Origin of the sequence: Candidatus Tisiphia endosymbiont of Thecophora atra, from assembly GCF_964026395.1 — a bacterium.
In the GTDB taxonomy this organism is placed as follows: Bacteria; Pseudomonadota; Alphaproteobacteria; order Rickettsiales; family Rickettsiaceae; genus Tisiphia.
Map to the genome: position 1 here is coordinate 1605950 of NZ_OZ032145.1, position 22939 is coordinate 1628888.

19 protein-coding genes, 1 tRNA gene and 1 pseudogene are annotated in these 22939 nt (G+C 33.3%); 15 read left to right on the top strand and 6 right to left on the bottom strand.

What is annotated here, in order from left to right:
* Positions 1–42: 42 nt before the first annotated feature.
* The 5 genes from murG to AAGD45_RS07605 all read right to left on the bottom strand — a co-directional run bounded on the left by murG (position 43) and on the right by AAGD45_RS07605 (position 5455).
* The gene (murG, locus tag AAGD45_RS07585; RefSeq protein ID WP_341761295.1) at positions 43–1119 is read right to left on the bottom strand and encodes an undecaprenyldiphospho-muramoylpentapeptide beta-N-acetylglucosaminyltransferase; all 1077 of its coding nucleotides are present in this window, start codon (positions 1117–1119) and stop codon (positions 43–45) included.
* Positions 1116–2249, bottom strand: a complete 1134-nt coding sequence (ftsW, locus tag AAGD45_RS07590; protein WP_341761296.1) for a putative lipid II flippase FtsW — start codon at positions 2247–2249, stop codon at positions 1116–1118. The genes murG and ftsW overlap by 4 nt, the downstream gene beginning before the upstream one ends.
* A 191-nt stretch (positions 2250–2440) precedes the next feature.
* Positions 2441–3823, bottom strand: coding sequence for a UDP-N-acetylmuramoyl-L-alanine--D-glutamate ligase (murD, locus tag AAGD45_RS07595; RefSeq protein ID WP_341761297.1), 1383 nt, complete (start codon positions 3821–3823; stop codon positions 2441–2443).
* A 21-nt stretch (positions 3824–3844) separates the two neighbouring features.
* Positions 3845–3973 carry a hypothetical protein gene (locus tag AAGD45_RS07600; protein ID WP_341761298.1) on the bottom strand — a complete coding sequence of 43 codons (129 nt, stop codon included), beginning with the start codon at positions 3971–3973 and terminating at the stop codon, positions 3845–3847.
* A gap of 120 nt (positions 3974–4093) precedes the next feature.
* A complete protein-coding gene (locus AAGD45_RS07605; protein WP_341761299.1) occupies positions 4094–5455 on the bottom strand; it encodes a M23 family metallopeptidase in 1362 nt (453 codons plus the stop codon).
* Between the two features lie 1255 nt (positions 5456–6710).
* Here AAGD45_RS07605 and AAGD45_RS07610 point away from each other — a divergent pair.
* The 6 genes and pseudogenes from AAGD45_RS07610 to AAGD45_RS07635 form a co-directional block, all read left to right on the top strand.
* Positions 6711–6998: pseudogene (locus AAGD45_RS07610) on the top strand (DUF2155 domain-containing protein); the annotation flags it as partial.
* A 13-nt stretch (positions 6999–7011) separates the two neighbouring features.
* Complete coding sequence (locus AAGD45_RS07615) at positions 7012–8409, top strand: O-antigen ligase family protein (protein WP_341761300.1); 1398 nt, start codon at positions 7012–7014, stop codon at positions 8407–8409.
* A gap of 15 nt (positions 8410–8424) precedes the next feature.
* Positions 8425–8796 (top strand): NADH-quinone oxidoreductase subunit A, encoded by a 372-nt coding sequence (locus tag AAGD45_RS07620; RefSeq protein ID WP_341761301.1) that lies wholly within the window; start codon positions 8425–8427, stop codon positions 8794–8796.
* Between the two features lie 4 nt (positions 8797–8800).
* Positions 8801–9340: an NADH-quinone oxidoreductase subunit B family protein gene (locus AAGD45_RS07625; RefSeq protein WP_341761302.1), complete on the top strand. Its 540-nt coding sequence runs from the start codon at positions 8801–8803 to the stop codon at positions 9338–9340.
* Entirely contained in the window at positions 9318–9920 is a 603-nt protein-coding gene (locus AAGD45_RS07630; protein WP_375333093.1) for an NADH-quinone oxidoreductase subunit C, read from the top strand. The genes AAGD45_RS07625 and AAGD45_RS07630 overlap by 23 nt, the downstream gene beginning before the upstream one ends.
* A 208-nt stretch (positions 9921–10128) precedes the next feature.
* Positions 10129–10962: an endonuclease/exonuclease/phosphatase family protein gene (locus AAGD45_RS07635; RefSeq protein WP_341761303.1), complete on the top strand. Its 834-nt coding sequence runs from the start codon at positions 10129–10131 to the stop codon at positions 10960–10962.
* A 130-nt stretch (positions 10963–11092) separates the two neighbouring features.
* Here AAGD45_RS07635 and AAGD45_RS07640 read toward each other — a convergent pair whose 3' ends face one another.
* Positions 11093–11344 (bottom strand): hypothetical protein, encoded by a 252-nt coding sequence (locus AAGD45_RS07640; RefSeq protein WP_341761304.1) that lies wholly within the window; start codon positions 11342–11344, stop codon positions 11093–11095.
* A gap of 144 nt (positions 11345–11488) precedes the next feature.
* Here AAGD45_RS07640 and thrS point away from each other — a divergent pair, with 144 nt between their 5' ends.
* From thrS to AAGD45_RS07690, 9 genes are all read left to right on the top strand, one after another.
* Complete coding sequence (thrS, locus tag AAGD45_RS07645; protein WP_341761305.1) at positions 11489–13402, top strand: threonine--tRNA ligase; 1914 nt, start codon at positions 11489–11491, stop codon at positions 13400–13402.
* A 405-nt stretch (positions 13403–13807) separates the two neighbouring features.
* Positions 13808–14263, top strand: a complete 456-nt coding sequence (gene infC / locus AAGD45_RS07650) for a translation initiation factor IF-3 (RefSeq protein ID WP_341761306.1) — start codon at positions 13808–13810, stop codon at positions 14261–14263.
* An 8-nt stretch (positions 14264–14271) separates the two neighbouring features.
* Positions 14272–15519, top strand: coding sequence for a pyruvate dehydrogenase complex dihydrolipoamide acetyltransferase (locus tag AAGD45_RS07655; RefSeq protein WP_341761307.1), 1248 nt, complete (start codon positions 14272–14274; stop codon positions 15517–15519).
* Between the two features lie 507 nt (positions 15520–16026).
* Positions 16027–17094, top strand: coding sequence for a peptide chain release factor 1 (prfA, locus tag AAGD45_RS07660; protein ID WP_341761308.1), 1068 nt, complete (start codon positions 16027–16029; stop codon positions 17092–17094).
* Between the two features lie 10 nt (positions 17095–17104).
* Entirely contained in the window at positions 17105–17605 is a 501-nt protein-coding gene (locus tag AAGD45_RS07665; protein ID WP_341761309.1) for a hypothetical protein, read from the top strand.
* 99 nt (positions 17606–17704) lie between these two features.
* A tRNA-Ile gene (locus AAGD45_RS07670) sits at positions 17705–17781 on the top strand.
* 496 nt (positions 17782–18277) lie between these two features.
* Positions 18278–19897 carry a proton-conducting transporter membrane subunit gene (locus tag AAGD45_RS07680; protein ID WP_341761311.1) on the top strand — a complete coding sequence of 540 codons (1620 nt, stop codon included), beginning with the start codon at positions 18278–18280 and terminating at the stop codon, positions 19895–19897.
* Position 19898: 1 nt separating this feature from the next.
* On the top strand, positions 19899–21965 hold the full coding sequence (locus AAGD45_RS07685; RefSeq protein WP_341761312.1) for a S9 family peptidase: 2067 nt from the start codon (positions 19899–19901) through the stop codon (positions 21963–21965).
* Positions 21966–22074: 109 nt separating this feature from the next.
* On the top strand, positions 22075–22518 hold the full coding sequence (locus AAGD45_RS07690) for a phasin family protein (RefSeq protein WP_341761313.1): 444 nt from the start codon (positions 22075–22077) through the stop codon (positions 22516–22518).
* The last annotated feature ends 421 nt before the right edge of the window (positions 22519–22939 follow it).

Sequence of the window (22939 nt, forward strand, 5' to 3'; positions counted from 1 at the left end):
ATTAAAGTTGCAAGAAGCAATTCCCTCAACTGAATTAAAAAGTCAGCTTATTATTTTTTCTACCGCATCAGCTAAAAGCCTACTACCATCATTTTTCTTTTTTAATAACTGATGAGAGGTTTTTTTTAATATATCACGATTTTTTACTAGCACTAAGAGTTTATTAGCTAATTTTTCTGCTGTGATTGTACTTTGTTCAAAACACCACCCTGCCCCTCTATCTTCTAGAGCCTTGGCATTATAGAATTGATGATTTTCGCTAGCTGAAGGTAGTGGAATAAAAATCGCCGGCAATCCTACATAGCAAAGCTCAGAAATAGTTGATGCCCCAGCTCTTGATATTACTAATTCTTGACTCTCATATTGCTTATCCATGTCATAAAAAAAATCTGCTAATTTATATGGGATTTTTAACTGAGCATAAATTTTAGCAATATTATCATGATCTTCTAAGGAGGCTTGTTGGGTAATATGCAGTTTAATATCAGGATTTGATTGCACTAATATCTGAATAGCTTCAGGTACTAAAGTAGAAAAAATCTTTGCTCCTTGGCTTCCTCCAAAAATAAATATTCGGAAAGTATCATTATTAAAATTTTCCCTAACTTTCAGGTTTTTAACATTCTCCCGTACTATATTTCCTATAACCAACTTCTTATTCTTATCAAGAATATTATAATTTTTAGTTTCATCATATGTAAGAGCAACTTTCCTAGCATATTTTAAGAAGAATCTATTAGCTTTACCAATAAAGCAATTTTGTTCATAAACTATGATAGGAATACATAAAAAGACTGCAGCGAGCAATGGAGGAAAAGTCGGATAGCCACCAAACCCAATTATAGCATATGGTTTAATCTTCACTAATAGCAATAACATCTTAAAAGTTATAATTAATAAAGAAATCAATAATTTAAACTTATTAAATAAACCTTTAGGTGGCAATCTAAAATTTATTATATGTGGTATAAGTTTTAAATCTTCAGTTAAATATTTTTGGCATCTAACATCGGTAATAAGGTGCGACTCATACCCACGCTTCATTAATTCTTCACCTAAAGCAATAGCGGGAAACAAATGCCCAGCTGTACCACCACCAGCAACAATTATATTCTTCATATGTCAATATCTTGAATTTTATATTTACCAAGAGAGGTTTTATGTTTGGTAAAACCAAGCAGCATCCCCATAGCAATGGCTATAGCAAGAGTTGAAGAACCACCATAACTAATAAAGGGTAACGTCATACCTTTGGTTGGCAATAAATTCAAGGTTACACCAATATTAATGATTGCTTGTAACCCTATTTGGCAAATAATACCACTTGCTGCTAATTGAACAAATTTATCTTCTTCATTAATAAGTTTAAGTAAACTACGAATAACTATAAAAGCAAAGATCCCTACAATGATTAAACAAATAATTGCCCCAAATTCTTCACCAGCAACAGCAAAGATAAAATCAGTATGCGAATCCGGCAATACTTGTTTTACCGCCCCTTCACCAGGACCACGACCGTATAAACCTCCATGCTCAAACGCCCTGATTGACTTACCAACTTGGTAATTACTACTACTATCAGGATCCAAGAAACTATTAATCCTTTTTGTTACATGAGGAAGCCAAAAGTAAGCTGCTGTAACCCCAAATACCAACATAAAAGCAGCAAGTATAATCCAAAATATCGGCATACCAGCAATAAAAAGTTGAATACCAAAAACAGCAGTAACCATCACTAACATACCAAAATCTGGCTGGATAATTAATAATAAAGCAACGATACTATAAAGACTTATGCAGATAGAAAAACTTGGAAATTCACCTTCAAATTTCAGCGATAATATCCAGCCTGCCACCACTGCAAAAAATGGTTTTACAAATTCTGAAGGTTGCATAGAGAGACCTAGAATATTAATCCAACGAGTAGCCCCCTTAACTTCATAACCATAAAATTTAACTAAAATTAGCAATAATATACTGCCAATAAATCCTAGAATTGAGAATCTCTTTAACCATTTTCTTGAAAAAAAAGAAAAAAAAATGATTAGTAACAAAGCACTAGCCAGGTAGAATAATTGTCTAGATGCAAAATAATACTCATTAAGTCCAATTCTATTTGCTACTGCTGATCCTGATGTGGTAACCAACATCATACTAAACACAAATAGGATTACTAAAGCAATAATCATTTGCTGGTCAATACTACGCCACCACCATTTTATATAGTTGTTAGACAATTCATTACTCACCTTACGCATAACCTCCATGGCAATTTAAAAGTCATAGGAAAAACAGCCTAGCGTCATTGCGAAGAGTTGCGATAGCGACGAAGCAATCTAATGAATGTGGATTGCCACTACACTCACGTGGTCTTCTAATAACGTCTTGTACTTTTCTGCAATTTTTAAATGCTATATGTAAGATGAACTCATTATTATGATTATCTTTGATCATGGTTAGCAATAATATTATATAATTTAATAAATAATTCTCCGCGTTCCTCAAAATTTTTAAATTGATCATAGGAAGCACAAGCTGGAGCTAGCAGAACATTCTTTATACCCCCCATATCCTCCATTGCATCTTTAAAGGCAGAATTAAAAGCCTCCGTTAAATCTTGACAAATTTGGTAATCTACCTTGCCATTAAGAAATGATGCAAAAATATCTTTGTCTTGACCAAAAAGATAAGCCTTACGAATTTTATAAAACCATGGCTCTAGCTCTGTTATTCCTCCTTCTTTTGCTATCCCCCCAGCTAACCAATATATATTATCAAGCGATGAGATAGATTTAGAGGCAGCCATGCTATTGGTAGCTTTGCTATCGTTATAAAAACTTATTCCTTGTATTGTACCAACATATTGCATTCTATGTGGTAACCCCTTAAATAGCCCGATAGCGGCAATTATTTGTTCTGGCCTTGCCTCTATAATTCGACAAGCTGCATAACTAGCGGCAATATTTTCTTGATTATGTATACCTTGTAGATAGTTATTATTATGGAGATTAATAGTAATCGGTTCAAAAATATTGTCATAAATAATATTATTACAAATTGATATTCCTTTATTAAGAATTTCATAAGTAGAGATTGGTACTACATTTGTTCTATTTTCCTTTTGTAATTCTAGAAAAATATTCTTGGTAATTTCATGATCAACACTAATTATAGCAAATGAATCCTTATCCATTCGATCAAAGATCTTTTTTTTAGCAGCAATATAGCCCTGCATATTATTATGTCGGTCTAAATGATCTTGCGTGATATTAAGAAGCACCACAATTTTGGCTTTAAAACTGTTTAATAAATCTAATTGGAATGAGGATAGCTCCAATACATATCCTTTACTATCTAAGCTCATAGCCAAAACAGGAAAACCAATATTTCCTCCAACTTGATAATCAAAACCACAAGATTGTAAAATATGACCGGTTAAAGCACTGGTAGTACTCTTACCATTAGTACCAGTTATACCAATGAAATTAACTGCATCAGGCTCTCTTAAGCTAACTTCCTCAAATAACAGATCTATATCTGAAGTTACCGGTATATTATGGGAATTAGCCATTGTAACAATGTCATGAGACAAAGGAATACCTGGACTCAGTAGAATCTTATCAAGATTTTGCCACTGCAGATCAGATAAGCTAACAAGACTATCACTCCCATAGATTTTGGTAAAAGCATCCCGACTGCTACTTACTTGATCATAGCAAATTACTTTAGCTACTTTATTCAGTACTTCCCAAGCAGCTATACCAGTCTTACCTAAACCAACTATACCTATATTCTTATGTTTTTGCGAAAGAAATGATGACATAATTTTTAGGCTCACCTTGTTTTACTTATGTTTACTATTTGCAGTACTTAGCTGCTTTTCTCGGCTTATTGCTGCTAATGAACTAGCAAACTCTTCAACATAAACTAATTGAACCATTAATTCGATGTAAGACATCGGTTTAATAGCCACTATGTCACCCCTGCGAAAGCAGGGGTCTAAAGAAAATAGCCAAGAAGGGTGCTTTAGACATTCTAGATTCCGCTACCTACGCGGGAATGACATAAAGGGAAGCAGGGGTGATATAAGATTTCAAAAGAATTTTGTTGCTGAATTTTCAGCAATCTCTGACTTATTATCAAGCTCACTACTTAAAGACCTTACATTACTTTTAAATTGTTTAAATTTTGCTAATTGCTTGCCAGCAAGCTCTATGCCTGGACTAGATTTAACGTGCATAGGGTTTATGTTCTTACCACCTATTTTAACCTCATAATGTAAATGTGGCCCCGTAGTTCTACCAGTACTGCCAACATACGCAATAACTTGACCTTGTTTAACTATACTTCCTAGCTTAAGATTTTTAGCAAAATTAGAAGCATGAGCATAAGCAGTTGATAGATTTTGACTATGTTTGATCTGTATAAATTTTCCGTAGCCAGATTTCCATCCTATTTCAGTTATCACCCCATTACCTGCAGCATAAATCGGCGTACCAGTTGGAGCGGCAAAATCAACACCTTTGTGCATTTTGGTATATCCTAAAGTAGGATGATGTCTATTACCATAATGAGAAGAAACTCTAACTAATTTAACAGGGGTTCTAAGCAAACTTCTTTTTACACTTTTACCATCTTCAGAAAAGAAATCATGATTATTGGGTGTATTGTCTAGAGAATACCGAAAAATATTATATTCTTTACCGGACAAATTAAGCGATACATATAAAACCTTACCTTGATGAGAAAATTTACCCTCCTTGGTAACAAATTTTTCGGTTATAACAGTTACCGTATCACCATTTTTAATTTGACGTTGAAAATCAATCTGATAACTATACGAGTTAATCAGCTCAATTATACTATTACTTGATAATCCCAACGATTTTAAGGCCGACATAAAACTTGAATTAATAACCACAGAAGATTTGGTTATTAATTTATTTAGAACTTTGGTCACATCTTTCGCATAAAAACTTTCCTCTTCTCTAATAATTTCTAAAGATTTAACATTATCATACGCTATGGTTATTTTATTCAATATACGTGATTCAGAAGCAAGATCTTCATTATCTTGTTCAGTAATGTTTATCTCATAATCAAAAACAAGTTGCTGTCCTATCTTCAGGGAAGATTCAATATTCTTGTCTTTTACTAGTTTTACGATTTGCTTTATTTCATTATTTGGAATTTGTTGCCGTAAAAGTATTGCCTTTAATGTATCACCTTTTTTGACTGTTATAACTTGAGAGATTTCATTTGATAGTTCTTCTGAAGATTCAAGCTCTGGCTCTGCTATGGTAATTGACATAGTATCACTAACGAACTTATTGATCGATAAAGATACAAAAGTAGCAAACCCCATAAAAAGGAATATAGAAAAGTATGAAAAAATGACCCTAAATTTATACTTAATCTGCGGGTTTGTTAATATAAGGCGGATAATAGCTTGCATTAATGCTCATTTAAGTGATATTGATTCATGAAAAAACAAATAACTAACCAAAAATTTAAATATTTTTAGTTTTCATTTGATCTTTATGTTAGTGATCCTACCAATATGGAGTATAGAAAAATAAATTACAATAAAAATATTACTAAAGTTTTACTTATTTTAAACTAACCTCAAGTATTGATGTAAGACATCGGTTTAATAGCCTAGGGTGTCGCTGCCCCTTCGAATGTCACCCCTGCGAAAACAGGGGTCTAAAAAAATAGCATAGAAGGTATGTTATATAGTTTTAGATTCCGCACCGAAGCGGGAATGACATACTAGTGATCCACGTATAGCTAAACTGGAAAGGTTTTAGCCAAAAAACCGTCTATTAGCGAGGAGGAGATGAAATCGCCGACGTGGCAATCTCATGAAGTAATATCTGCCTTTGTTAGGCGACCTCGAGGTGATTTGAGTACTACTTCACAAGATTGCCACGTCGGCACTTTGTGCCTCCTCGCTAATAAACGGTTTTTGGCTAAAAATTTTTCGGTCTAGCTATAGGCAAAGCCTATGCGGGGATAACATTTTCCATCTTCAGCTATGATTTTTAAACCATCCTTGTTACATTCCAGAGTAATTTAAAAGTCACAATCACTAGTTGCTATAGATGCAAGTTTAACCACTACCGATGTCATCCCTGCGAAGGCAGGGATCTATATTACTTAATAGTCTTTCAGGCTTATTTTTTTAGATTCCCGCCGTTGCTGAGAATGACATCGAGTGCATATTAAGCACTTTTTCCTTTATCTATTAGGCTTGCAGCCCGACTTTTAAATTACCCTGTACATTCTTGCAAAATTTTATATATACAATTTTGCTACATGCTAGTATAATTCAGCATAGTCCAAATTATAACTTAAAGAATTGTTATTTTCGCATGTTGCAGAAATTGATGAAGCACCTTATATTTGCTAGTATAATGGGGTTTTTATGCATTCTTTCTTCTTATGGACAAGCTGAAGATATAGTCAATTCAGGAGAATTGGATAGTAGGAACGATGGAGCGAAGCCTATAGATAATAGGCAAGCGATCGAAGACGACATCACCAAATTCTCGTCAATTGACTATACTGCTCAAAATATGGAATTCCTTGATACTACAGATGAAAGTAATGAATTAGAAAAAGATAATAATTTTACTAAGCATGTTGCTGATTCTAATAACTTGCCTAATATACAAAATAATGTTGAACATTCAGAATTAAAAACTTGCAGTCTTGGTAAGATTATTGCTTTAAATAAAATCACAGCAACATCAAAGGAGCTGGTATTAAAACCTAATGAACCACAATATTTTAGTAATATTCAAATTAAACTTCATAAATGTATTAAAAATCTTGATCCTTTTAATGAAGATAATTACATGCTATTAACCATTACAGAGCATAAAATTGATGAGGATGCTATGTTAATTTTCCAAGGATGGCTTATCTCGTCAAGTATTTCAGTCTCCACCTTTGAACATCCTATTTATGAAATCTTTGCTAAAAATTGTTTATAGGATATTTTAAGTAATGATATACTCAAATGATTTGAAGAATGGGAACAATAAACAAGGGGAGAGTAAGCGGAGCGTACATTTAGTACGTGAACACACGAATGCCCTGCAAGTATTTGCAAAAGCCAATTCTTTGATATGCCTATTAGTCATGTTATTCCCAGTAGTTGGATTGATTTCTGGTTTCTCTGCTGCAGTAACAGTTCCTATGTTGTTATTAACTATATTAATTGCTTTGCGAGATAAAATCTTTATTCATTTTAAATACGCTACTATTAAAAAAACTTTGTTATCCAATTGGAAACTGGAATTACTATTTTGTCTTTGGTGTCTTATAACAAATTTTTATTCACCTAACTACCCCTCCTCTTTATTTAACTATCTACAGGTTTGTTTGATTGTTCTAATAGGGTTTATCGTAAATAGCAATATTGACAAATTATCCATAAATATAACTAAAATAAAAATATACTTTATTATAGGAATAACAGCAGCAATTGCCTTGTTTTTTATAGAATACACATCTCACGGTATTATAACAAGGGCTTTCCGTACTGTTTTTCAGCCAAAATCTTCATGTCAATTCTTTTTATTCATTCTTGACCGTGGGTGTTCTTTATTATCAGTTCTTTCATGGGTAGCGATAGTTATAATTATATCATATCATAGGTATTTATTAGCACTAATATATTACCTGATAATTTTTTATTTGCTCTATATCTCAGATAGCCTTGCAAGCTTTTTAGCATTTACCGTAGCTGGATTAGTATTTTTAACAAATAGGTTGTTAGTAACCAAATCACTGCAATCTGTTTTTTTGAGATTATTTACCCTTGCTATGATATCTGGTTCAATATTGATGCCGATAATTGCATATAAAATACAACCACATTATGCCTCAGATCACTATGCCAAGTTTCTACCGGACTCTGCTAAGCATCGTGTATTTATTTGGCACTTTGTTGCCGAACAAATTATCAAAAAACCAATTTTGGGTCATGGATTTGCTTCATCAAGAAATTTTAAAATTGATGAGAAACAAATGATTAGATATAACCAGTGGACGTGGTCTCCCCTTCCTCTACACCCACATAATAATATAATGCAAATTTTATTGGAAACGGGCTTAATAGGTTTGATACTATTTTTATCTTTAATTTACAAATATATTCAAAAAATTAGTAATATATCCTTAGTGCAATCCTCTAAAAGTGGTAAGATAAATCGAACGACTGAAAATAACAAAATAGATGTATTAAATTACAAGTCAGTTGCCTATGCTTGCTTTATAAATTATTATATAATAGGTATGATTTCATTTAACATTTGGCAAATATGGTGGGTTTGCAGCTCTTTTGGAGCGATGATTTTGTTTAAGTTACTTCTTTCAAAATCACAGGAGTATAATTACTAATGCTGGAAACATCTAATGGAAGCATCTAATATTTTACAAGAATACTTGCCTATAGCTGTGTTTTTTGGTATAGCATCAGTTTTATCATTGGTAATAGTTACATTGCCAAGGCTTTTAGCTCCTCGAAAATATAATAAGGCTAAGTTGGATAGTTATGAATGCGGATTTGAAGCTTTTGGTGATGCTAGAAGCAAATTTGATGTACGTTTTTATCTAGTAGCTATTTTATTTATTATTTTTGATCTAGAAATAACTTTTTTGGTGCCATGGGCTATTATGCTTGGACAAATTGGTAAATTTGGTTTCTTCTCAATGATGTTTTTCTTATTGGTACTTACCATCGGTTTTGTATATGAATGGAAAAAAGGAGCTTTAGACTGGGAGTAATGACATGCAAGCAAAGATAGATCTATATGAATATGATCAAGATAAGCTCCTTGAAGAAGAAATTTCAAACCGAGGATTTCTTATAACTAAACTCGATGATTTGATAGGCTGGGCTAGATCTAATTCACTTTGGCCTATGAGTTTCGGTCTTGCATGTTGTGCAGTAGAAATGATGCAAGCTGCTTCTAGCCGCTATGATATGGATCGTTTTGGCATGTTGTTTAGACCAAGCCCACGTCAATCTGATTTAATGATAGTTGCAGGAACATTAACAAATAAGATGGCTCCGGCTCTTAGAAAAGTTTATGACCAAATGACTGAACCTAAGTGGGTTCTGTCAATGGGAAGCTGTGCCAATGGTGGTGGTTATTATCACTATTCATACTCAGTAGTACGCGGCTGTGATCAGATTGTTCCAGTAGACGTATACGTGCCAGGCTGCCCTCCAACTGCCGAAGCTTTGATTTATGGTTTAATGCAGTTACAAAAGAAGATTAAAAGAACTACTAGATTTAGAGAAGGTGACAATGGAAAATATCATTGACGACTTAATAAAAAATCAGGAGCTTGAGATAACTGCTTTGCCTGTAAATGATTTAAATATACATTTTACTAGCTATAAAGCTGGTATAGAAAGTTTGTTACCATTTTTATCGGCAATTAAGGAATCTGAGGATTTGCGTTTTACTGTGCTAACAGATCTATTTGCTGCTGATTTCCTAAACCGCTCTAATCGGTTTGAGATAGTGTATAATTTACTGAGTCTTAAATTAAATAAACGTATATTAGTAAAAATTGAGGCTGGAGAACATGACATAATCCCCTCAGTTACCAAAATATTTAGTGCTGCTTGCTGGTATGAACGCGAAGCATATGATATGTTTGGAGTAATTTTTGGTGGTAGTCATGATAATCGTCGTATTCTAACAGATTATGATTTTGTCGGCCATCCTCTCAGAAAAGACTTCCCATTAACGGGTTACGTGCAGGTTAAATATGATGAGACTCTTGCAAAAGTAGTATATGAGCCAGTGAAACTCGAGCAACCATATAGAGAATTTGATTTTTCATCAAGTTGGCAAGGACCAAGTTATGTATTACCTGGAGATGAAAAGGCGAAGTGAAATAACTGTCATATTTACCTTTTTGATTATGGCATATATATAACAACCATTAATTATAATTTTTAATTATTTATCAATTTATAATTAAATTAGTCTTAGGATTAAGAAACATTAAATCAAAGATATGATTAATTTTAAATAAAAGAAGATAATTTAATGAAAAATGTAATTAAGTGCAATAACTTTTATTGTTTTGTTTAGCTGTTATATGCAATTTATAATTGGTAGTAAAATAGAACCCGTGTTGTATTCCACAAAGTCACCGAGTACAAAAGAATACAATGTAAATGAATCTAGACAAAAAAGTTTAAAACTTATCAGTCTTAACATATGGGGAGGACATATACGACAACTACTTTTAGAATTTATAAAATTACATAGAGATATTGATATTTTTTGTCTTCAAGAAGTATATAATAATGCTCTACATAAAGTATCAACTGATGATAACGAAGTTAGCCTTAATATTTTCTCAGAAATGAGTGCATTACTCCCAAAGCATAATGCATTTTTTACACCAGTTGTAGGGGAAGGGTATGGTATTGGGATATTTATAAAAAAGGAAATTGATATACTAAGCAAAGGGGAGACTAACATACATGATAATCACAATTACATAGGTTGCGGTCCGACTCATTCTAGAAAAATGCAATGGCTTAAATATCGTTTTAATGACCGAATCTATACTCTCTTTAATGTACATGGTTTATGGAATGGGATGGGGAAAACGGATACACAAGAAAGAATAAATCAATCTCAAAGGATTAAAAATTTTGTAGATACTATTAATACACCTAAAATATTATGTGGTGATTTCAATTTAACTCTAGATACCAAAAGTATAAAAATACTTGAAAATAGCATGCATAATCTTATAAAAATCTATAATATTAAATCTACACGTACTAATATATATACAAAAGAAGAAAAATTCGCTGATTATATTTTTACTTCTCCTGATATTATTATAAGTAATTTTGAAATATTAAAAGATGAAATATCCGATCACTCACCACTATTGTTAGAGATTAATACACCTTAAAAGAAGATGCCTTATCTATATCAACAGCTTCCTATCTAGGAGCATTTTAGCTAGTAGAGCGATCGTTACCTAAATACGCGAATTCAGGATAAGAATTGACAAATTCTTATCCCGGATTCGCGTATATGTATTACCACCACTTACCATAACTAAAATTACCAATCCCTCCTATTTCGCCAACCCCCAAGCCACTAACAGTAAAAGTGCCAGTACCAGCAAACCACGTGTCAGCAGGATCATTATGATAAAGATTAACATGAGTCCCACCTACGCCAATAGGAACGCCATAACCACATTCAAACCGAACACAATTACCCTTATCCACTAATGACAAAAGGTAAATATCAGAATTTAACCAATTGTGCCACTTTGTGGCTCGCAATGACAACTATTTGTTTCTATAATTTAACATTTTCTATCATTAGTCGTGACTTTTAAACTGCCCTGACCTTCACAACCTAAAAATTAAGTTGAATATAAACTATTAACAAGCTAATATGAAGGGGCTAAAATTAGATAAAATAAAATGATAAATATTACTTTTCCAGATAGAACACAAAAACAATTTGAAAAAAATATTACGGGATTGGAGATAGCTAGTAAAATCTCTACTTCTCTAGCAAAAGATGCCTTGGTTATTGAAATAAATAATGAACTAAAGGATTTAAGTTTACCTATAGAATCTGATTGTAATGTAAGGATTCTGACCCATAAAGATACTGAATGTTTAGAGATAATACGTCATGATGCCGCTCATATAATAGCAGAGGCAGCTAAAGAATTATTCCCAGATATCCAAGTAACCATAGGTCCTGCTATTGAAAATGGCTTTTTTTATGATTTTGCTAAGGATAAACCTTTCTCATCTGAGGATTTGCTTAAGATAGAAGCCAAGATGCATGAGATTGTCAAAAGAAATGAAAAAATTACTAGAGAGCTATGGAATCGTGATAAAGCCATAGAATTTTTTAAATCAATTGGTGAGCATTATAAAGCCGAGATAATCTCGGAAATTCCAGCAAGTGAGGAAATTACATTATACCGCCAAGGTAACTTTGTTGATCTCTGCCGTGGTCCGCATAGCCCGTCAACTGGCTTCATCAAACATTTTAAATTAATGAAAGTGGCTGGGGCGTATTGGCGTGGTGATAGTAAAAATCCTATGCTACAAAGAATCTATGGGACAGCTTGGGCAACAAAAGAACAGTTAGATAACTACCTTTATATGATTGAAGAGGCAGAAAAGCGTGATCACAGAAAATTAGGTCGGGAGCTTGGATTGTTTCACTTTCAGGAAGAAGCTCAAGGTATGGTATTTTGGCATGATAAAGGTTGGAGTATATATCGCATTATCGAACAATATATCAGAAATAAAATTAGAAAAACTGGATATATCGAGGTAAAAACTCCTGTGCTTGTTGATAAAAGCCTGTGGGAGGCTTCTGGTCACTGGGAAAAATTTAGGGATGATATGTTTGCCCTAAATCTCGCTGATGATAAAACACTAGCTATGAAGCCAATGAACTGCCCATGTCATGTGCAAATTTTTAAACAAGGTATCAAGAGTTACCGAGACTTACCGTTACGTATGTCTGAATTTGGTTTATGTCATAGAAACGAGGCATCTGGTGCATTGCATGGTCTGATGAGAGTAAAGGCTTTTAGGCAAGATGATGCACATATTTTTTGTACTGAGGAACAAATTAATAGCGAGACGGTAAAATTTTGTAGCCTCTTAACCGAGGTTTATAAAGATTTTGGTTTTTCTGATATTAAAATTAAATTCTCAGATCGTCCTAAAATACGAGCTGGCAGCGATGAAGTTTGGGATAAAGCAGAAAATGCTCTAAAAGAAGCAGTAAAAGAAGCCGGTTATTCTTACATATTAAATCCCGGTGATGGTGCGTTTTATGGACCAAAACTAGACTTTTGTCTTAAAGATTCAATAGGTAGAGAATGGCAATGTGGTACTCTGCAAGTTGATTTTGTTTTACCGGAACGTCTAGACGCTCATTATATTGCTGTAAGCGGTGAGAAAAAAAGACCAGTAATGTTGCATAGAGCTGTAATTGGTTCTTTTGAACGGTTTATTGGCATATTAATTGAAGAATATGCTGGACGTTTTCCTTTATGGTTAGCCCCTGTGCAAGTAGCTATTGCCACCATTACAAGTGACTTAAATGACTATGCACTGGAAATACACAAATTGTTGATTAGTGAAGGAATACGGTCAGATGTCGATATTTCACCTGAAAAGATTAATTATAAAATACGCTATTTTTCTAATAATAAAGTACCTATAATAGCCGTTGTTGGTAAACAAGAAATGCTAAATAATACTGTGACTATAAGACAACTAGGATCAAATCAGCAGGAAATTATTTCTCTACAAAATCTAGTAAAGCTTGTAAAAGATCATAATAACCGCTATTTAATGTAAGTAGGGGAAGGAAGGCAATTTAAAAAAGCAGAAACCTAGTACTACAGTTGTAGTACTAACGTTGAAATGATGTCATCCCCGTGAAAGTTTTGTTGCGTGGATCAAAAAGCCAACGTAAGTAATGGTGCTTACAGAACCAAAAACGATGTCATTCCTGCGAAAGCAGGAATCCAAAAAATAACCTGTAAAGGCTATTAGATATTATGGATTCCGCACCGAAGCGGGAATGACAGTTCTGTGTAGTAACTACAACTGTAGTACTAGGAAAGGTTATGCTAAAGATGATTTTTATTTAAACAATAATTATGGAGAAGTTTTATTTCTGGAATTAAGAATAGTAATTTTCCGAAGGCTAATAGGGAAATTAGGGCTAGTCAAGTTCGTTTAGTCGATGAAAATGGTCAGATGCTTGGCATTGTTAATATTAGGGAAGCTTTGGAACGTGCAGAAAAAGCTGCTTTAGATTTGGTAGAAATTTCACCAAATGCCGAACCACCTGTTTGTAAGATTTTGGATTTTGGTAAATTTAAATATGAGAGTAAAAAGCGTATCCAAGACAGTAGGAAAAAACAAAGGGTTGTTGTCCTTAAAGAAATGAAGTTTAAGTCAAACATTAGTCAAGGTGATTTTAATGTAAAACTTCGCAAGATCAAAGATTTTTTGAAGGAAGGTGACAAAGTAAAAATTTCTCTATGGTTTAAAGGCAGAGAGATTATCCATAATGATATTGGTATGAAGTTGTTTGACCGCATATCGTTAGAACTAGAGGGCTTAGCTAAGATTGATTCTGCTCCTAAAATGGAAGGTAAACAGATTATTATGTTAGTCAGCCCTGATCCAACCAAAATACCAACTAATTAGAACTATTTATGCCAATTAAAATTCTAATGCCTGCTCTATCTCCAACTATGACTGAAGGGAATATTGCAAAATGGCTTAAAAAAGAAGGGGATAAAGTTGTTCCAGGAGATGTTATAGCGGAAATAGAAACAGATAAAGCTACTATGGAAGTGGAAGCTGTAGAAGAAGGAATTTTTGCTAAAATAATTGTGCCGCAAGGTATAGACAATGTGCCGGTGGGTTCGCTTATCGCTGTATTACTTGAAGATGGTGAAGATGCAAGCTTATTGGATAGTTTTATAGCAAGTAGTGATAATTCTGCTAAACCATCTACGGAATCAGTAATATCTATAGAAGAAACTAAGGCGGTTAAGTATGATCAGCAACCGCAAACAATGAATGTAAAAGCTTTAGGTAGGATATATGCTTCGCCTTTGGCTAAAAGACTAGCTGCTATTGATAATATTGATCTGTCAAATATTCAAGGTAGTGGACCTCATGGAAGAATAATAAAAAAAGATGTGTTATCATACTTAGTGCTACCCACAAATAGTGGTAAGATTAGAGCGGTGAACAGAAATAAAGAGGAGTACAAGTGCGTCCCCAATAATAATATTCGTAAAATTATTGCTAAACGTTTGCTTGAATCTAAACAAACCATACCCCATTTCTATCTCTCAATAGAATGTAACATGGATAAGTTATTGGATATTAGAGAAGATATAAATAAATCACTTGTAGAAGAGAGTAAAATTAAAATTACAGTTAATGATTTTGTTATTTTAGCAGTGGCAAAAGCTTTAAAAGCTGTACCGGAAGCAAATGTTAGCTGGGATGAGTCTGCTATTCGGTATTATAATAATGTTGATGTATCGGTTGCTGTGGCAATTGATAATGGTCTTATAACGCCTATAGTCAGAAATGCCGATCAAAAAGATATAATTACATTATCGCAAGAATTACAAACTCTTATAAAAAAGGCTCGAGATAATAAACTAACTCCTGAAGAATTTCAGGGAGGAAGTTTTTCCGTCTCTAACTTAGGTATGTACGGTATTAAGAACTTTAGTGCTATAATAAATCCGCCACAAAGCTGTATTCTAGCAATAGGAGCAAGCTCAAAACGTGCAATAATTGAAAATAATCAGATAAAAGTCGCTACTATCATGGATATTACTCTTTCTTCTGATCACAGAGTTGTTGATGGTGCTGTTGGAGCTAAATTTTTAGCTTCATTTAAAAAATTTATGGAGAGTCCTGCGTTAATGCTTATATAACTAACACGAAAAGGTTTTAGCCAAAACCGTCTATTAGCGAGTAGACACAAAGTGCCGACGTGGCAATCTTGTGAAGAAGAGCTTAAACTCGATAATCAAGCTTTTCCTTAACCGTCATCGCGAGGCATCTTTAGATGCCGTGGCGATCCAGGTAAACAGCGAAGCTGTTTTTTTAGAGTAACGCTTCGCGTATCCTAGATTGCCGCGTCGCCGCTTGCAGCGGCTTCTCGCAATGACGTTTAGGTTTGATTTACTTATACATGCTCAATCATTACGCTCTTAAGTTGACACCTATGCACGTAGGCAGGAATCTAAAAAAATAAGCCTGAAAGACTATTAAGTAATATAGATCCCGCACCGAAGCAGGGATGACATCGATAGTGGTTAGATTTGCATCTATAGCAACTAATGATTGTGACTTTTAAATTACCCTGAGTTTAGCTATAATTTCAATTCTTTAAATCATAGAAGTATACTCCTCATTCCATTATAAATATAGAATAAATTATGAGTTTTTCCGATAATCTAGCAAAAATCTTGAATAAACATGAAGAATTATCGAAAAAGTTGGCCACTGGTATAGTCGGAGATGATTTTATAAAAGCATCGAAGGAATATGCCGAACTAGAACCTATTGTTCAAACAATTAATGAATATAATAAATCTCTATCTGAATTGCACGACATCAAAGAGATGGCTCAAGAAGCAAATTTGGACAATGATACACAAACGATGATATATGATGAAGTACATCGTTTAGAGGTTCTGATGCCTAAATTAGAAAGGGCAGTAAAACTCTCTTTGTTGCCAAAAGATGAAGCTGATACAAAAAATGCTATTATTGAGGTAAGAGCTGGTAGCGGAGGAGAAGAAGCGGCGTTATTTGCTGCAGATTTATTTAATATGTATCACCGATATGCAGAATTAAAGAACTGGCGTTTTGAAATATTATCAATCTCTGATACTGGTATTGGCGGATATAAAGAAGCATCAGCACTAATTAAAGGACGAGATGTGTTCTCTAAACTTAAGTTCGAATCAGGCGTCCACCGGGTGCAAAGAGTCCCTGAGACTGAGTCAAGTGGTAGGATACATACTTCTGCAGCTACTGTTGCTGTCTTGGCTGAAGCAGAAGATGTAGATGTTAAGATCGATGACAAAGATTTACGAATTGATACATATCGTGCATCGGGAGCCGGCGGACAACACGTAAATACCACAGAATCAGCGGTAAGGATTACCCATTTACCAACTGGTATTGTCGTTGCATTACAAGATGAAAAATCACAGCATAAAAACAAAGCTAAAGCTATGAAAATTCTTCGTTCTAGAATTTATGAAGCAGAGCGATATAAAAAGGATATGGAAAGAGCCGAGGTACGCAAAGGGCAAGTTGGTTCTGGTGATAGATCAGAAAGAATTCGTACCTATAACTTTCCACAAGGTCGAGTTTCTGACCATAGAATTAATCTAACCCTCTATAAAATAGAGGATATCGTAAAAAACGGGCAACTAGATGACTTTATTGAAGCTTTGATATCGGCTGATGAAGCAAGAAAACTTTCAGAAGTTTAGGTTATATACAATGCAAATCATATATTTTTTAAAGGCTACACCATTTTGGGTATACTTATTATTTGGTTACTTAATTTTTAGAGGGATTAAAGCAACTAAGCAAACAGTTATATTGCCATCAAGATTATTTATTGCTCCTGTTATTTTCTTGTTACTTTATATAAACGGATTTTCTAATAATGTACAAGACTTAACATTATTTTGTATATTGCTAATTATCTCAATTATTATTAATTGGCGATTTTTTGACAAACCTCTTATACAGGTTAATAATAATTTAATAATTATTCCAGGTTCATGGCAACCTCTTATATTGATACTTATCATTTTTTCAATAAAATATTTTTTTGGATATATGAGAGCTGTAAATCTAGAACTAGCCCAAAAATATAAAATAATGGAATTAATAATATCAAGTTTGGTGTTGGGGGGCATGTTTTTTAAAGCAATATATTGTTATAGCTATGCAAAAAAAATAAATAATCAGAAAAATTGCCCCAAAAAGTCCTAAATTAATTAAAACATTAATTAAAATTTTTTCAAGTGTTATAAAAATTTTACTAGACTTAGAAAGCTAATAATTATATAAACCTTAACGATCACTATAAAAGGGCCTGTAGTTCAGTTGGTTAGAACCCACCGCTCATAACGGTGTTGTCGCAGGTTCAAGTCCTGCCGGGCCCACCATTATTCAATAGACTTCTTTCGAAACTCGCTTATGCGCAAGGGTGTGAAGGAGACGCGGAACCTCGACCCGCAGCGTACTCTAATGTACGTGAGGATTCGAGTACCGCATCGACGTACAAATCACCAGCAGAAGTAGAGTTTCGAAAGAAGTCTAATAAACAAAGTACCCATTTCTTGACACGACCATAATAGCTTAAAGATATCTGCTTCTCTGTCACCAATAGTTATAACTTTAGTATCTTCAGGTATAATATGTATAGTCTCTTTAAGTCGAAGCTATTTCTATGTTTCTTGTCACCTAATTCAATGTATTATACTATATTAATTTAACAATCAGATACAGAATCGTCTCAAATCTGATTGTTTCGATAATTTCACCGAATTTGGAATAAGAATTGACAAATTCTTATCCCGAATTCGCGTAATTAATGTGACATTAATGTTGACAAAAGAATTAATATGATATGGAATAACACGAATTTGGATAGGTTAAATAATGAAAAAAATATTTTATATTATTTCAATAATATGTCCAATAGTTGTTGGCATATTATTAATTAACAACAAAGATGAGATGGTAATTAATCTATACAATAATAGTTTTGTTATTAATTTTAGTAGTGAAAATAAGTTAATAGCACTTGCTTTTATTGTTGTAACGCTGGCTACTAACTTATATGCCATAAGTAAAAACAGAAAATTTGAGGTACTTATAGGTAGCCTATATTCAGCTAGTTCTTTGGTCTGTTTATTTGCTGGGGATTTTGTTTCGATGTTTGCTTCTCTAGAAATGATGATGATATTTGCTGCTTTGTTGATTTTTTATGGCAATTACAAAAATAGTGTTAGAGCAGCAAGACAATATTTGCTTACCCATCTTATAAGTGGTAGTCTTATTTTAATAGGGATTAGTTATATAATTACTCACACCTCTAGTTCACAAATTGTTTCTCTTACCTCATTGACAGAAAATCAAGAGGCTGGTTTTATATTTTATGCTCTAATACTTTGTGGTTGTTTGATTAATGTAGCTAGCATACCTTTCTCTGGATGGATTGTTAATTGCTATCCATTTGCTTCAAGCTCAGGGATAATATATTTAACTAGCTTTACTAGTAAAATATCGATAATTATACTCCTTAAACTATTTAGTGGCTTAGAAATACTTAAATTCTTTGGATTATTAATGATTATATATGGCGGGGGTTATGCTTGCCTAGAAGATAACATCAAAAGATTAGTATGTTATCTTACCATTTCTCAGCTTGGATTCATGCTGATTGCTATTGGCACAAAATCTCAACAAGCAAATTTAGGAATCATAGTTTTTCTTTTTGTCCATATACTGTATAAAGCTTTATTTGGTTTATATGTTGCTATATTAATAGACAAAGAAAATATAGAAAATTGTTCTGAAATAAAAGGAATTTACTCGCCCAAAAGTCATTTGTTGTTTGTTAGTTTAATAGTTAGTGTATTGTTCATTATAGCTTTGCCTCCTTTTGCTAGTTTTGTTACCAAAATTGTTGTGATCAATGCTTTGAACCAAGATATTAATTATTATGCTATTTTCTTACTCAAGATTGTCACATGCATCGCTTTATTTTCTACAGTTAAATACAAATCTTTAGTTAGTGGTTTTTACCCTAAGTTAAATATTCTAACTAAAGTTAGTTTATTTGTCATGTTATCGTTTCTATTAGCAACTAGCTTTTGTTTAGAAGAAGGTTTGAAACTAGTATGGTCATCTTATCCTATTGAAATAATTGATACAAATTGGTTGGATTTAGTAAAACAAATGGTAATAATAGTAATAGGTATAATATTTGCCTTAGTTCTTAGTAAAACGATTTCTAGGCGTTCAACTGCCAACATAAATTTAGACTTATTTCAGTTTATTGAAAATAATATTCGTCATATTTATTTTAAATATAACTTAGTGGTGCAAGAGTTTTATGATAAAATAGGAGCGGACTGCCCTACTTTTGACAAAATAGAAAAAAATACTTTACGTAAAATGAAATCTTGGCATAATCAGTCAACCGGTTTGTTGGTAGTAATGATACTATTAATTATTTTTACCATATCATTGATTACAAGTAGTAGAGGAGAGTAAAATGAAGCCACCCATAGCCGATAAGATTGATTATAATTTTGTATTACATGGTCAAAAAATTACAGATGAGTATGCTTGGCTTAGGGATAGTGAGTGGCCTAATGTTATTAATAAAAAAATTATAGAATATTTACAGGCAGAAAATAAATATTCCGAACAATTTTTTGCACAATTACAACAAGAAAAAGATAAAATATTTGAAGAGCTAAAAGGTAGGATTAAGCTCGAGGATCAGTCAACTTACGTAAAGAAGGATAATTATTACTATTATACTAGAACTGAAGAAACTACAGAATATCCTATATACTGTCGAAAAATGGGGTCAGTAGATGCTGCTGAAGAAATTATATTAGATGTTAATAGCATCTCTAAAGGTAATAAATTTACTGATGTAGGGCAAGTAGCAGTCTCTCCTGATCACACGTTAATGGCTTATAGTGTTGATTTTTCCGGTGATGAAAAATATATAATTAGGGTTTATAACCTAAAGACTAAAGAATATTTACTAGATGAAATAAATAACGTTAGTGGTAATATAATTTGGCATGAAGATCTCAAGGGATTTTTTTATATGCCTATTAATGAAAATTTTCGTCATGATAAATTAATGTTCCACTCTTTAGGTGATGTAGTTTCAAATGATAAGTTAGTACTGCATATAACAGACCCATTATATCAGCTGAACGCTACAAAGTCAGCTAGTCGACAATATATTTTTGTTAATAGTTTTGGTCATAATGAAAATGAAATATATGCGGTGCAAATGCATGATCATAGCTTTCAGCCTAAACTGATTAGAGCGTCAAAAGAAGAGATTTTTTATGATGTTGAGCATAATGGTGATAATTTTGGTGATAATTTTTATATTAAGACCAATGAAGGGGCAAAAAACTTTCGTATAGTACTAGTAAATATAAATAATTTCCAAAATGATTTATGGAAGAATGATTATATACCGGAAGATTCGGATAGATATTTGTCAAGCTTTGCCATCACTAGAAATTATTTAATACTTAATTATCGTGACCAAGGATTGCCTGTTATTAAAATAAAATATCTTAAAGAACGGGATGAGAAAGCTATTCACTTTCCGGATACTTCTTTTACTGCCTACGCTTTGTCTACTAATTTTGAGGAAGATGATATTAGAGTAAATTATTCTTCACTTGCTAGACCAAACACCACTTATAGTTATGATTTTGATAGTGACCAATTGTCAATATTGAAGGTGCAAGAAATACCAAGTGGCTTTAACCCTGAAGAATATATGGTAGAAAGGATATTTGCTGATAATGAGGGGGTAAAAGTGCCAATTACCTTATTATATAAAAAAGCATTGTTTAAAAAAGATGGGAAAAATCCTTTATATTTGTATGGCTATGGCTCATATGGCATTAGCATACCAGTATCTTTTCGGAATAGCGCTATTTCTCTTGTAGATCGTGGGTTTGTCTATGCTCTTGCCCATATTAGAGGTGGAGATGATCTTGGACATGATTGGTATGAGGCTGCCAAATTCCTCAATAAAAAAAGAACTTTTGACGACTTTATTGCGGTTAGTAAAGAGCTAATTAAAGAAAAATATACTAGCCAAGGTAATATAGTAATCTGTGGCGGAAGTGCAGGAGGGTTATTAATTGGAGCGGTAATTAATGAGCAACCACAATTATTTAAAGCAGCACTTGCCCATGTACCTTTTGTTGATGTATTAAATACCATGCTTGACGAACAATTGCCATTAACCCCCAGTGAGTTTAAAGAGTGGGGGAATCCTAAAGAATTAGACTATTTTAACTATATTAAGTCTTATTCTCCGTACGATAATATAAAGCCACAAAATTATCCAAGTCTATTTATTACTGCTGGAATCTCTGACCCAAGAGTTGGGTATTGGGAGGCGGCTAAATGGGCAGCAAGGATTCGTGCAACAAAACTCGACGATAATATATTATTGCTAAAAACTAATATGGATTCAGGACATAAAGGAGCTTCTAGTCGTTTCGATTATCTAAAAGAAGCAGCCGATGATATAGTATTTGTATTTAGGGTTTTTGGTATAATCAATTGACTATATTAAGATTATTATTAACCAGCTATTGACTCGTATTTTTATAAATGGTAACATGAAGTTTATGATTTACACAATAAATAGAATCACTTAATTTAGAGGATTTACAATGACTAATAGTACTGCCCAATTTGTAGATTTTATGAAATCTTTTATGAATCCAGAAGTTTACATAAATTCCGTAAAAAACTTACCTGTTATGGATTTTTCTGCTATGTCAGATACTATCAAGAAAAGTACTAAAATATTTACTACAACAAATCAGATTGTTACTGAATCACTGCAGTCTATGATCCAAAAAAATTCAGAAGATTTTCAAAACAATGCTATGAATATGCTGAATTCTACAAAAGATGCAATAACTTTTGGAGATTTTAACCAAATAGCCGAATGTCAGCAAAAATACCTTAAGTCGACTTGCGAAACTTCAATCAATAACATTAAAGAGTTTGTCAGTATGGCATCTGATACTTCAATGAAAATGTTTGATGCCATAAATAGTATGACAGGAGAGATGACTAAGGCTTGTGACAACATAAAAAACAAAGCTTAAGATAAATTCAGGAGAATTGGATAGCAGGAACGATGGAGCGAAGCCTGTAGATAATAGGCAAGCGACTAGTCATGGATTGCCACCACAACTGTTGAAAGTTAAAAAACCGTCATCGCGAGGCGTCGATAGACGCCGTGGCGATCTCATGAAGTAAGCTCTTCTTCACAAGATTGCCACGTCGTCGCTTACAGCGACTCCTCGCAATGACGGTTTAGGGCTTACAAAGCTCATCGCGATGACAATTTTTTAACTTTCAACAGTTGTGCCTCTCTCACATAGTTTGAAATCATAGCAGTATACAGAAGTGCGAATAATAGACTTCCTGCAGAATTCGCTTTTGCTGAGGAATTTGTAGGAGACACGGAACGCAGAACCGCAGCGTACTCAAATGTACGTGAGGATTCGAGTACCGGATCGACGC

What these genes read in the sequence shown, in the direction of transcription:
- murG (WP_341761295.1), bottom strand. Translation starts at nt 1,119, where the DNA reads ATGAAGAATATAATTGTTGCTGGTGGTGGTACAGCTGGGCATTTGTTT.
- murD (WP_341761297.1), bottom strand. Translation starts at nt 3,823, where the DNA reads ATGTCATCATTTCTTTCGCAAAAACATAAGAATATAGGTATAGTTGGT.
- AAGD45_RS07605 (WP_341761299.1), bottom strand. Translation starts at nt 5,455, where the DNA reads ATGCAAGCTATTATCCGCCTTATATTAACAAACCCGCAGATTAAGTAT.
- AAGD45_RS07615 (WP_341761300.1), top strand. Translation starts at nt 7,012, where the DNA reads ATGATATACTCAAATGATTTGAAGAATGGGAACAATAAACAAGGGGAG.
- AAGD45_RS07620 (WP_341761301.1), top strand. Translation starts at nt 8,425, where the DNA reads ATGGAAGCATCTAATATTTTACAAGAATACTTGCCTATAGCTGTGTTT.
- AAGD45_RS07625 (WP_341761302.1), top strand. Translation starts at nt 8,801, where the DNA reads ATGCAAGCAAAGATAGATCTATATGAATATGATCAAGATAAGCTCCTT.
- AAGD45_RS07635 (WP_341761303.1), top strand. Translation starts at nt 10,129, where the DNA reads ATGCAATTTATAATTGGTAGTAAAATAGAACCCGTGTTGTATTCCACA.
- thrS (WP_341761305.1), top strand. Translation starts at nt 11,489, where the DNA reads ATGATAAATATTACTTTTCCAGATAGAACACAAAAACAATTTGAAAAA.
- infC (WP_341761306.1), top strand. Translation starts at nt 13,808, where the DNA reads ATGCTTGGCATTGTTAATATTAGGGAAGCTTTGGAACGTGCAGAAAAA.
- AAGD45_RS07655 (WP_341761307.1), top strand. Translation starts at nt 14,272, where the DNA reads ATGCCAATTAAAATTCTAATGCCTGCTCTATCTCCAACTATGACTGAA.
- prfA (WP_341761308.1), top strand. Translation starts at nt 16,027, where the DNA reads ATGAGTTTTTCCGATAATCTAGCAAAAATCTTGAATAAACATGAAGAA.
- AAGD45_RS07665 (WP_341761309.1), top strand. Translation starts at nt 17,105, where the DNA reads ATGCAAATCATATATTTTTTAAAGGCTACACCATTTTGGGTATACTTA.
- AAGD45_RS07680 (WP_341761311.1), top strand. Translation starts at nt 18,278, where the DNA reads ATGAAAAAAATATTTTATATTATTTCAATAATATGTCCAATAGTTGTT.
- AAGD45_RS07685 (WP_341761312.1), top strand. Translation starts at nt 19,899, where the DNA reads ATGAAGCCACCCATAGCCGATAAGATTGATTATAATTTTGTATTACAT.
- AAGD45_RS07690 (WP_341761313.1), top strand. Translation starts at nt 22,075, where the DNA reads ATGACTAATAGTACTGCCCAATTTGTAGATTTTATGAAATCTTTTATG.